Origin of the sequence: Micromonospora sp. S4605, from assembly GCF_003176715.1 — a bacterium.
Lineage (GTDB): Bacteria > Actinomycetota > Actinomycetes > Mycobacteriales > Micromonosporaceae > Micromonospora > Micromonospora echinaurantiaca.
Genome location: NZ_QGSW01000337.1, coordinates 1 through 9,856, shown reverse-complemented (window position 1 = coordinate 9,856; position 9,856 = coordinate 1). Strand labels below are relative to the sequence as shown.

Here is a 9,856-nt window from a genome sequence, read left to right as displayed (position 1 = left end):
GATGGCCGCGCGCCTAGCCGGTGAGGACGTCGAGCCGCAAGGCCCGATCGAGACCGAGGCAGCCCGACGCCTCGACGACGAACTCAACCAGAAGTAGCCACCCGGTTACCCAACACTTTCTGAGGCGGCCGTCGGGGTCCCGGTGCCGGCGTGGCGTGGGATCGACTTTAAGTTTTGCTTATCAGGGCTCCTGATCCACCTGCAAGATCGGTACGTTGCCCGGATGCGACACATCGGAACCGTGATCGCCGCCGCCGTCGTGGGTCCGCTGGCCTGGGTCCTGTTCGCCCTGGGCCAGGATCGGTCGGCGCAGGCGTTCGCCAACGCAGCGGACGGCGGCTCGCTGGACGGCGCTGACTTCGTACGACCGGCGCTGGTGCTGGCCGCCGCCGGTCTGCTGCTCGGGCTCATCGGCACGCTCCGGTTCTCGCCGCTGGGCGCGGCCGTGACCGGCCTGGTCTACTCGGCCAGCTACCTGGGCCTGCTGATCAGCCCGAGCGCGGTGATGAACCTGGTCGACCACGAACCCACCCTGATCGGTCACCAGGTCGACCTGGCGGCCCCGGTCCGCAACGGGACGACCCTGCTGATCGGCGCGCTGCTGCTCGTCGGGGTGGTCAGCATCCGCCGCTGGCAACGCTGGCCCCAGCCCGCGGCGGCCGACGACCCGCCCGAGGCGCTGGTGCCGGACGAGGTCATCCCGCCGCTGGCGCGCCGGGACCGCCCGCTCGGTGCCGACGGCCTCGGCCTGGGCAGCCCACGCGAGAAGGCGCCCGAGCCGGAGCCGGTCCGGACCGGCGGATCGGACTGGGCCGGCCGTTCGGACTGGGCCGGTCTGGTGTCGAGTGACGCCGGGGACAGGACCGCCCGGTCGACGGACTGGACCCGCCAGCCGTCGCGCTGAGCAGCCGGCGGCTCAGGCCTCGCGCCCCGGGTTCCGGTGGGTGGCTCCCCACACCCCACCGGAACCCGACACCCGGCTCAGCCCGCGTCCTGCGGGTACCACCGCAGTTCGACCGAGTTGCCGTCCGGGTCGCGCACGTAGATCGAGGTCGCGCTCCCCCGCGCCCCGAACCGGCCGACCGGCCCCTCCAGCACCTCGAAGACGCCGGACGCGATCACCTCGGCCCAGTCCAGCGGCTCGACCACCAGGCAGAAGTGGTCCACGTTCGACTCACCCCGCGGCCGGTGGACCAGGTCGATGATGGTCTCCGGGCCGACCCGTACCGAGGGGAACGGCACCGTGCCGGCTCGCCACTGGTCGACCCGGACCGGGGCCAGCCCGAGCACCCCGCAGTAGAAGTCGAGGGCCCGCTCGACGTCGGCCACGTTGAGCACCAGGTGGTCGAAGGCCGTGACCCGCACCGCGCTCACTTCGCCTTCAGCTGTCGTCGTCGTCATGCCGTTCACCATCCCCCGCCCCGCGACCGCGACCAAGGCATGATCAGGCTACGATCGTTGATCCTGCTTCAACGATGGGACGTGACGTGCTCGAACGGTACGAGGTGGAGACCTTCCTGACCCTCGCCGAGGAGCTGCACTTCGGCCGCACGGCCGAGCGGCTCGGGGTGACCACCGGGCGGATCAGTCACGTGGTCAAGAAACTGGAACGCCGCATCGGCGCGCCGCTGTTCGCCCGGACCAGCCGGGTCGTCCAACTCACCGCGATCGGCCGCCAACTCGCCGACGACCTCGCCCCGCTGGTCGCCGGCATGGACGAGGCGGTACGCCGGGCCATCGACGCCGGGCGCGGCGTCACCGGGCGGCTGCGGGTCGCCTTCCTCGGCGAGTGGACCGCGCCGGTGCTGCTCAAGGCGGTCGCCCTGTTCACCGAGCGGCACCCGGAGTGCCAGGTCGAGGTGCACGAGGTGCAGCTCTACAACTCGCGGCCGAGCCTGGTGGACGGCTCGATCGACCTGCTCATGGCGGCGTACCCGTTCGACGGGATGGCCTGCGGCCCGCCGCTGCTGACCGAGCGCCGGATGCTCGCGGTGCCGGCCGGGCATCCGCTGACCCGCGCGGCGTCGGTCTCCCTGGAGGTCCTCGCCGACCATCCGGTGGTCCAGTACCCGGCGGTGACCTCGACGGAGTTCAAGCGCGACCGCACCCCCGAGCACACCCCGTCGGGCCGGCCGGTGCCGAAGGGCCCCACCGGGAACACGTTCTCCGAGATGCTGACCCTGGTGGCGCTGGGCCGCGGCGTACTGCCGGTGGGCGAGCACACCCGGCACTACTACCCCCGCCCGGACGTCGCCTACGTGCCGATCCACGACGCACCGCCGATCCGGCGCGGCCTGGTCTGGCGGGAGGACAACACCACGGCCCGGGTCCGCGAGTTCGTCCGCGCCGCCAGCGACGCGAACGGCTGAGACGGCGAGTTCATCGTCCAGGCCCGGGCCGGCGGCGACGATCTTGCCGGTGGCGCGCCGGACCTACCGTGAGGGGCATGGCGAACGCGACCTATGACCGCAAGGAGCAGTTCCAGCAGATCCAGAGCGGCCTGCTGGACGGAGAACAGATCATCGCCGTCTACGACGCGGTCGGCACCGGCACCGGCTTCCTCGGGTTGACCGACCGGCGCGTCATCATCCAGGACCGCTCCTTCATCGGCAAGCGGTACGCCATCACCAGCATCCCGTACTCGAAGATCACCAGCGTGAGCGTGGTGAGCAACAAGTCGTGGGGCGGGTCGTTCTTCTCCACCGGCGCCATCGCCATCCACGTCGGCACGCACACCTACGAGGTGGAGTTCCGCGGCGCCCAGAAGAGCCACCACGTGCACAACGTCATCCTGCACTACATCAGCTGACGAGCCTCGTCGCCGCCGGCGCCACCGACCCGCCGGCGACGACATCACCTTTCCCGGTCACGGCCGTTCATCCTTTGATGACCGCTGACGGGGGGACGCTGTGAAGGAATATCCGCCGGTCGAGGACCACGGGATCATCGGCAACCTGCAGACCGCCGCGCTGATCGCCCGGGACGGGACGCTGGACTGGTTCTGCGCTCCCCGGTTCGACTCGCCCAGCATCTTCGCCGGGCTCCTCGATCGGCAGCGCGGCGGCTTCTTCCGGATCACCCCGGACGGCGTCCGGTACGTGTCCAAACAGCTCTACCTGCCGGACACGCCGATGCTCATCACCCGGTTCATCAGCGCGGACGGGGTCGGCGAGATCACCGATTTCATGCCCGTCGCGGGCGAGCAGGTCACCGACCGGCACCGCATCGTGCGGATCATCAAGGTGGTCCGCGGCAGCATGCGGTTCCGAGCCGAGTGCCGTCCACGGTTCAACTACGGGCGCGAGACCCACGAGATGGAGCAGCACCCGGACGGGAGTGTCTTCCGCGCCGCGTCGATGATCCTGACCCTGCACACCACCCGGGCGCCCGGTCGGCTGATCCCGGAGGAGAACATCAGGAACGAGAACGGCGACCTGATCGCCTTCACGGACCTGCACGAGGGCCAGACGGGCGCGATCGTCCTGGAGACCGCCGCTCCGGGAGGTCCGCAGGCCTTCCCGTTCCAGGAGATCCAGGCGATGTTCGAACAGACCCGCGACTACTGGCGGCGCTGGCTGGACCGCTCGCACTACACCGGGCGGTGGCGGGAGATGGTGGAACGGTCCGCGATCACCCTGAAACTCATGACGTACGCGCCGACCGGCGCGATGATCGCCGCGCCGACCGCCGGGCTGCCCGAGAAGATCGGGGGCACCCGCAACTGGGACTACCGCTACACCTGGGTCCGGGACACGTCGTTCTCGGTGCACGCCCTGCTCGGCCTCGGCTTCACCGACGAGGCCCACCGCTACGTGGACTGGATCGACGAACGGGTCCGCAGGGCGGGCGACAACCACGTGCCTCTGAAGATCATGTATCGCGTGGACGGCACGTCCGACCTGCACGAGGAGACGCTCGATCACCTGGAGGGATACCGCGGCTCGGCACCGGTCCGGATCGGCAACGGCGCCGCCGAGCAACTCCAGCTCGACATCCACGGTGACGCGCTGTACGCCATGTACTTCGCCGACCGGCACGGCATCCGCGCCCCGCACCAGGTCTGGCTCAGCACCGTGCGGCTGGTCGACTGGCTCTGCCGCAACTGGGACCAGCCCGACGCGGGCATCTGGGAGAGCCGCCACCACCCCCGCGACTACACCCACAGCCGGGTGATGTCCTGGGTCGCCTTCGACCGGGCGGTCCGCCTCGCCGAACGGCACGGGCGACCGGGCGAGATCGCGCGCTGGGTCGAGCAGCGCAACGCCGTGTACAACCAGATCATGGAACGCGGCTACCACCGGGAGCGCCGCTCCTTCGTGCAGAGCTACGGCGGTGAGGTCGTCGACGCCGCCCTGCTGATGATGCCGATGGTCGGCTTCGTCGCCCCGAACGACCCGATCTGGCAGTCCACCCTTTCCACGATCGAGGACGACCTGGTCTCCGACAGCCTCGTCTACCGGTACGACCCGACCCACGCCCCCGACGGACTGCCCGGCGACGAGGGCACCTTCAACATGTGCACCTTCTGGTACGTCGAGGCCCTGGCCGAGGCCGGTCGGCTCGACGACGCCCGGCTCACCTTCGAGAAGATGCTCACCTTCAGCAACCACCTCGGCCTCTTCGGTGAGGAGATCGCCCCCACCGGCGAGCAGTTGGGCAACTTCCCCCAGGCGTTCAGCCACCTGGCGCTGATCAACACCGCCCTCGCCCTCAACCGGCTCCTCGACGAGAGCCGCCGGTAGCGTGGGAACGGGCGCACGGCGTCAGTGGTCGGGGGACGTCCGGAAGTCGGCCGCGTGGTCACGCGCCCACTGGCGGAACGTGCGGGCCGGGCGTCCGGTCACCTCCGCCACCGTGTTCGTCACCGACTCCGGTTCGTGCACCAGCCGGGCCCAGTAGCTAAGCGCCTGGTCCACGAAAACGGGGTCGGCCCCGCCGGCGAGCATCTCCGCGCGCGCCTCCGCCACCGGCTGCTCCGCGAAGCGGACGGGTCGGCCGATCGCCTCGCCGATCAGCCGGGCCTGTTCGGCCTGGGTGACGACCTCCGGGCCGGTCAGCTCGTACGCCTGCTTGTCGTGTCCGTCGCCGGTCAGCGCGGCCACCGCCACGGCGGCGATGTCGGCCTCGTGGATGAGCGACCGCGCGGCATCGGCGAAGGGTGCCCGCACGACGCCGCCGGCGCGGATCTGCTCGGCCCAGCCGAGCGTGTTGGTCGCGAACCCGCCGCAGCGCAGGAACGTCCAGCCCAGCCCGGACCGTTCGATCAGCTGCTCGACCCCGCCCCAGACGCTGTCCGGCCCCTCCGCCGCCTGCCGCGCGGAGAGGTAGACGACGCGGCTCGCGTGTGCGGCGATGGCGTCCACGACCGGCGCCGCCCCCTCGACGGAGTAGGACGGCCAGAGCAGGAACACCGCGCCCACGCCGGTGAGCGCCGCGGCGAGGGAGTCCGGGTCGGTGAGGTCCCCACGGACCACCTCGACGCCGGCGGGCAGGCGGGCGGCGGCCGGGTCGCGGGCCAGGGCTCGTACCGGGACGCGCAGTTGGGACACCACGTGCCGCCCGACGTTGCCGGTCGCGCCCACCACCAGGATCGTGTCTCGTTTCGTCATGCCGCGATGCTCGGACCTCAATCGAGGTTGAAGTCAAGTGGTCCGCGCCGGTTCGCCGCCCGCGTCCCCTCCCGGGGTACGCCGGCGGCCGCACGCGGGAGCGCCGCGACGCTGGCGAGGTGACCCGCGACAGATCGGCGGCATGGCGGTGTCGACCCGACCGCGACACCGTCGTGCCGCCGTTCTGGTCGGCGAGGCTAGCCGGCGGTGGTCAGGTCGTTGTAACCGTCGGCTGGTTCCTGCCCGGACAGATCCCGGATGGCCGCCATGATCTCGTCGGTGACGGCCCGCCGGGCCTGGCCGAGGCTGCCGGCGGGCTGCGTGAAGCGCAACGGCGTGCCGAATCGCACCGTCACCTTCCCGAGGCGGGGTAGTCGGGCGCCGATGGGCTGGATCCGGTCGGTGCCGAGGACGGCAACGGGGACCACCGGAGCACCGGAGGCGAGCGCGAGCCACGCGACGCCGGTACGGCCGCGGTAGATCCGGCCGTCGCGCGACCGGCTGCCTTCGGGGTGGAGCCCGAAGGCTCGCCCCTCGGCGAGGACGTCGAGAGCCAGTTGCAGCGACGCCCGTGCCTCCCGGTGGCCGCCCCGCTGCACCGGGATGGCGTCGATGCCGGTCAGGCAGGTGCGGGTCAGCCGTCCCTTGAGCCCCGGGCGGCGGAAGTATTCCGCCTTGGCCAGGAAGGCGACCGGTCGGGGCGCCACGAGCGGGATGACCACGCTGTCGATGAAGGACAGGTGGTTGGCGGCCAGGATCACCGGGCCACGCCGCGGAACGTTCTCCCGGCCCTCGACGACGGGCCGGTAGAGCAGCCGGGCGAGCGGAGCGATCACCAGGCGTACGGTCGCTTGCAGCAGCACTCGTCCTCCCGACGGTCAGTACCGGTTAACGGGTTGCTGGTGTGGCCCGGTGGTCTTCGGCGGCCCGACATGGGCGTCCAGTGCCGCGCGCAGCAGCGGTTCGACATCGTCCGTCCGCACCATCGTCTGGAGGCTGCCCCACTGCCACAGTTCGGCGATGCCGTGCAGGCTGGCCCACAGCGCGGCGGCGGTGACGGCGGGCGCTGGCGCGCCGGCCACGGCGGGCCGGGCTCGGTCGACCAGGTCGACCAGCACGCCGAACAGCGCCTGGCTGGCCTCCCGCAGGCCGATCCCGTTGCCCCGCAGCAGGTCGTGCCGGAACATGAGTTCGAACATGCCGCGGTTGTCCTGCGCGAAGCTCAGGTACAGCCGGCTGAGCGCGAGTAGTTGTGCGTGCGGGTCCAGGTCATCGCCGCCGACCAGCTCGGCGACCTGCTGGCCGAGTCGCTGGTAACCCTCCCGCGCGATGGCGGCCAACAGGGCCTGGTGGGTCGGGAAGTAGCGACGCGGCGCGCCGTGGGAGACCCCGGCCCGGCGGGCGATCTCGCGCAAGGTGAGGGCTCGCGGCCCCTCTCGCGCCAGCAACTCGACACCGACCTCGACCAGCCGTACCCGAAGACTGCCGTCCGACTCCGACATAGACAGTGTCTACCAGCCTCGCGTAGACACTGTCTACCCCGAATCTGGCTCGCCTGGAACGGCGCCGAACCGGCTCTGCTTCGTCCGCGGCCCGGCCGGCATCATCGTCGCGCTGGCCGAGCAGGTCAGCTGACGGCTGCCGAGGTCGTTCACCCGCAGAATCGTGTCATGATCGAGCGCTAGGCGGTGGTGGCCGGAGTAGCTCGCTGCCGTCGCAGTGACGAGGTGTCCATCGACGAGAGGCTGGCAACTTCAGCGTGGGTCTGATCGCGTACGCCCTCTGCCTGGCCATACCCACCCTGCCCGTGCTGTGGCTGTGGGGCAGGCCGCTGTTCACCGGCCGGTGGACGACGCCCGGTTGGTTCATCGGGACAGCCGGGTTGTGCGTCGGCGCCACCGCCGTCACCTGGTTCGTCGGTGCCTTCGCCGGTTCCTCCCTGGACCCGGAGGAGTCCTGCCACGCAGCCGGCGCCACCTATGACAGCGCCTACCGCTCCGCCCACTGGCAGGAGCCGTCGCGGTGGTTCCCCCTGCACAACAGGTGCAACGCCAGCTACGACCTGGTCCCGGCGTGGGTCAACCCTGCCCTGGTGCTCTTGCCGCTGCTGGCCATCGGCTGCCTGGGCGTGGCCGTCCGGCTGGCCGTCGCGCGCCGAGGGACCAGGATCGGCAGCGCCGCGGGACCGTCCTGACGGGGTACGGGAGGCCCCCGCCATTCCCGCAGCACGCGGTCGAACTCGCCCGTCACGCATCAGGCAACGCAGAACTCGTTGCCCTCGGGGTCCTGCATGACGACGTGTCCCAGGGTGTCGCCGTACCACTTTTCGCGGACCACAGTCGCGCCAGCGGCTACCAACTCGGGCACCTTCTGCCGGATCAGCCGTGCACGCTCGGCCATGTCCCAGGGGCCCGGACCGGCCACCCGGACGTCGATGTGCATCCGGTTCTTGGCGGATTTTCCCTCGGGTACCTTCAGGAAACCAATGGCGGGCCCCCTGCCGTCAGGGTCGACGATGGAAGCGTTGTCGGGCTCATCGAAACCGGACTCCTTGACATAGCCGAGGGCCAGCGCCCAGAAGGCAGCGATCCGCTGGGGATCATCGGCGTCACACCCTAGGGTCCAATAGGTCGCCATGGCGCCAACCTACGCACGCCGGAACGCGCCGTCACCAGCATGCGCGGGTGCCGGGCCGTCCGCGGCCGGTACGCCGTCGCCGCCCGAGGTGCAGCACACCTGCGGTGCTACCAGAATGGCCACCGGAGGTGATCGAGGTGGCCGACCGGGAGAGCGTGCCCAGGCTGTGCCAGGTGGTGCTCGACTGCACCGACGCCAGGGCTCTGGCGGAGTTCTACCGGCGCCTGCTGGGCCTGGTCCACCGACCTGGCGACGAGCCGCCCGCGGCGGGGCAGGTCGACGAGCGCGGTCGCGACTGGCTCGTCCTGAGGACTCCCGAGGGTGCCTCTCAGCTGGCGTTCCAACAGGTGGATCACCTGCCGGAGGTGACCTGGCCGGAAGGCCCGGTGGCCCAGCAACTGCACCTGGACCTGACCGTGGAGTCGGTCGAGGAGTTGCGGGTCCAGCACGAACGCGTCCTGAACCTCGGTGGCCGGCTGCTGTACGACCGCATCGACGACCCCGACGAGCCGCTCCGCGTGTACGCCGACCCGGCCGGGCACCCCTTCTGCGTCTTCGTCGCCGCGCACAGGTCCGGGCTCTCAGGACTCGCGTGACGGATCGGTGTCCGGACCTGCGTGATCGAACTTTGCGATACTGACGCGCGTGATGGTTACCCCGCGGCTCAAGCTGGTCCCGCTCGACCACGAGACAGCGCAGGCGATTGTGGACAATGACCGCACCGGCCGGGCCTGGCACGAGCAGTTCCCCCGCGAAGACGACCGCGACGGGGTCAATGGGTGGCTGCGCCAGGGCGACCCGGTGTTCGGCAACTTCGTCATCGTCGAGCAGGCGTCCGGACAGGCCGTGGGCACCATCGGCTTCTTCGGCCCGCCTGACGAGGCCGGCACGGTGATGGTCGGCTACGGCCTCGTCGAGCCGGCCCGCGGTCACGGCTACGCCACCGAGGCGCTGCGGTCGCTGGTCGACTACGCGGCGCGGCAACCGGCGGCCAGGCGTGTGGTCGCCGATACCGAGAAGGACAACCTGGCCTCGCAGCGGGTGCTCGACAAGGCCGGCTTCGCCAAGACCCACGAGACCGACGACGCCTGCTGGTACGCGCTGGCCCTCTAGGTCCTACGGCAGGTCGCTGGCACGCCCACCCGGTCACCCGATCGCCCTCCTGGGGCGGGCCGCCGCCCGACCCGCCACGACGAACGAACCTGTCGCAGCCAACACGTGACGCGCCGGGCGCTGCGATCAGACGTTGAAGCGGAACTTCTGACGGGAATCCGCTGACCTGCGCCGATCGGCGCTGCGCCCCGTCTGACCTGCGCTTACTTCCGTTGGCCACCGTTGGTTGATGTTGGGCCTAGACGGTCATCCTGCGGACTTTCTGCGGACTCTGCGGACTACCTGCGGACCATCCGCCCCCCCGAACTAGACGGACCCGGACGCGGTGACGCCATCACCGGCCGGGCCCTTGATCGACCCCGGGAGGTCGACCCATGAGCACCCTACCCACCCTGCCCGGCTGCGGTCAGCCGGCGACCATCCGCATCGAGGCGTACAGCGCCGTCAACGGCCGGATGCACGGCTCCCTCGACGGCAGCGTCTACGCCTGCCCCGAC

The 9,856-nt window shown here is 70.8% G+C and carries 12 protein-coding genes; 7 read left to right on the top strand and 5 right to left on the bottom strand.

Translation table 11 applies throughout. The features are described 5' to 3' along the window. The first annotated feature begins 223 nt into the window (after positions 1–223). Positions 224–904 (top strand): hypothetical protein, encoded by a 681-nt coding sequence (locus tag DLJ47_RS29355; RefSeq protein ID WP_109904809.1) that lies wholly within the window; start codon positions 224–226, stop codon positions 902–904. A gap of 77 nt (positions 905–981) precedes the next feature. Here DLJ47_RS29355 and DLJ47_RS29350 read toward each other — a convergent pair whose 3' ends face one another. After that, positions 982–1,401 (bottom strand): VOC family protein, encoded by a 420-nt coding sequence (locus tag DLJ47_RS29350; protein WP_199236052.1) that lies wholly within the window; start codon positions 1,399–1,401, stop codon positions 982–984. 86 nt (positions 1,402–1,487) lie between these two features. Here DLJ47_RS29350 and DLJ47_RS29345 point away from each other — a divergent pair, with 86 nt between their 5' ends. The 3 genes from DLJ47_RS29345 (at position 1,488) to DLJ47_RS29335 (ending at position 4,742) form a co-directional block, all read left to right on the top strand. After that, a complete protein-coding gene (locus DLJ47_RS29345; RefSeq protein ID WP_109904815.1) occupies positions 1,488–2,369 on the top strand; it encodes a LysR family transcriptional regulator in 882 nt (293 codons plus the stop codon). 77 nt (positions 2,370–2,446) lie between these two features. Further along, a complete protein-coding gene (locus DLJ47_RS29340) occupies positions 2,447–2,809 on the top strand; it encodes a PH domain-containing protein (RefSeq protein WP_088992028.1) in 363 nt (120 codons plus the stop codon). Positions 2,810–2,909: 100 nt separating this feature from the next. Then, a complete protein-coding gene (locus DLJ47_RS29335; protein WP_109904805.1) occupies positions 2,910–4,742 on the top strand; it encodes a glycoside hydrolase family 15 protein in 1,833 nt (610 codons plus the stop codon). Positions 4,743–4,763: 21 nt separating this feature from the next. Here DLJ47_RS29335 and DLJ47_RS29330 read toward each other — a convergent pair whose 3' ends face one another. The 3 genes from DLJ47_RS29330 to DLJ47_RS29320 form a co-directional block, all read right to left on the bottom strand. Further along, on the bottom strand, positions 4,764–5,609 hold the full coding sequence (locus DLJ47_RS29330) for an NAD(P)H-binding protein (protein WP_109904803.1): 846 nt from the start codon (positions 5,607–5,609) through the stop codon (positions 4,764–4,766). Between the two features lie 197 nt (positions 5,610–5,806). Further along, complete coding sequence (locus DLJ47_RS29325; RefSeq protein ID WP_109904801.1) at positions 5,807–6,472, bottom strand: lysophospholipid acyltransferase family protein; 666 nt, start codon at positions 6,470–6,472, stop codon at positions 5,807–5,809. Between the two features lie 15 nt (positions 6,473–6,487). After that, complete coding sequence (locus tag DLJ47_RS29320; RefSeq protein ID WP_109904799.1) at positions 6,488–7,111, bottom strand: TetR/AcrR family transcriptional regulator; 624 nt, start codon at positions 7,109–7,111, stop codon at positions 6,488–6,490. Between the two features lie 257 nt (positions 7,112–7,368). On the opposite strand from DLJ47_RS29320, the gene DLJ47_RS29310 reads away from it, so the two are divergent. Next, on the top strand, positions 7,369–7,803 hold the full coding sequence (locus DLJ47_RS29310) for a hypothetical protein (protein ID WP_199236051.1): 435 nt from the start codon (positions 7,369–7,371) through the stop codon (positions 7,801–7,803). Between the two features lie 59 nt (positions 7,804–7,862). Here DLJ47_RS29310 and DLJ47_RS29305 read toward each other — a convergent pair whose 3' ends face one another. After that, complete coding sequence (locus tag DLJ47_RS29305) at positions 7,863–8,246, bottom strand: VOC family protein (protein ID WP_109904797.1); 384 nt, start codon at positions 8,244–8,246, stop codon at positions 7,863–7,865. Between the two features lie 137 nt (positions 8,247–8,383). Here DLJ47_RS29305 and DLJ47_RS29300 point away from each other — a divergent pair, with 137 nt between their 5' ends. Further along, positions 8,384–8,842 (top strand): VOC family protein, encoded by a 459-nt coding sequence (locus DLJ47_RS29300; protein WP_109904811.1) that lies wholly within the window; start codon positions 8,384–8,386, stop codon positions 8,840–8,842. A 52-nt stretch (positions 8,843–8,894) separates the two neighbouring features. After that, positions 8,895–9,359, top strand: coding sequence for a GNAT family N-acetyltransferase (locus tag DLJ47_RS29295; protein ID WP_109904795.1), 465 nt, complete (start codon positions 8,895–8,897; stop codon positions 9,357–9,359). The last annotated feature ends 497 nt before the right edge of the window (positions 9,360–9,856 follow it).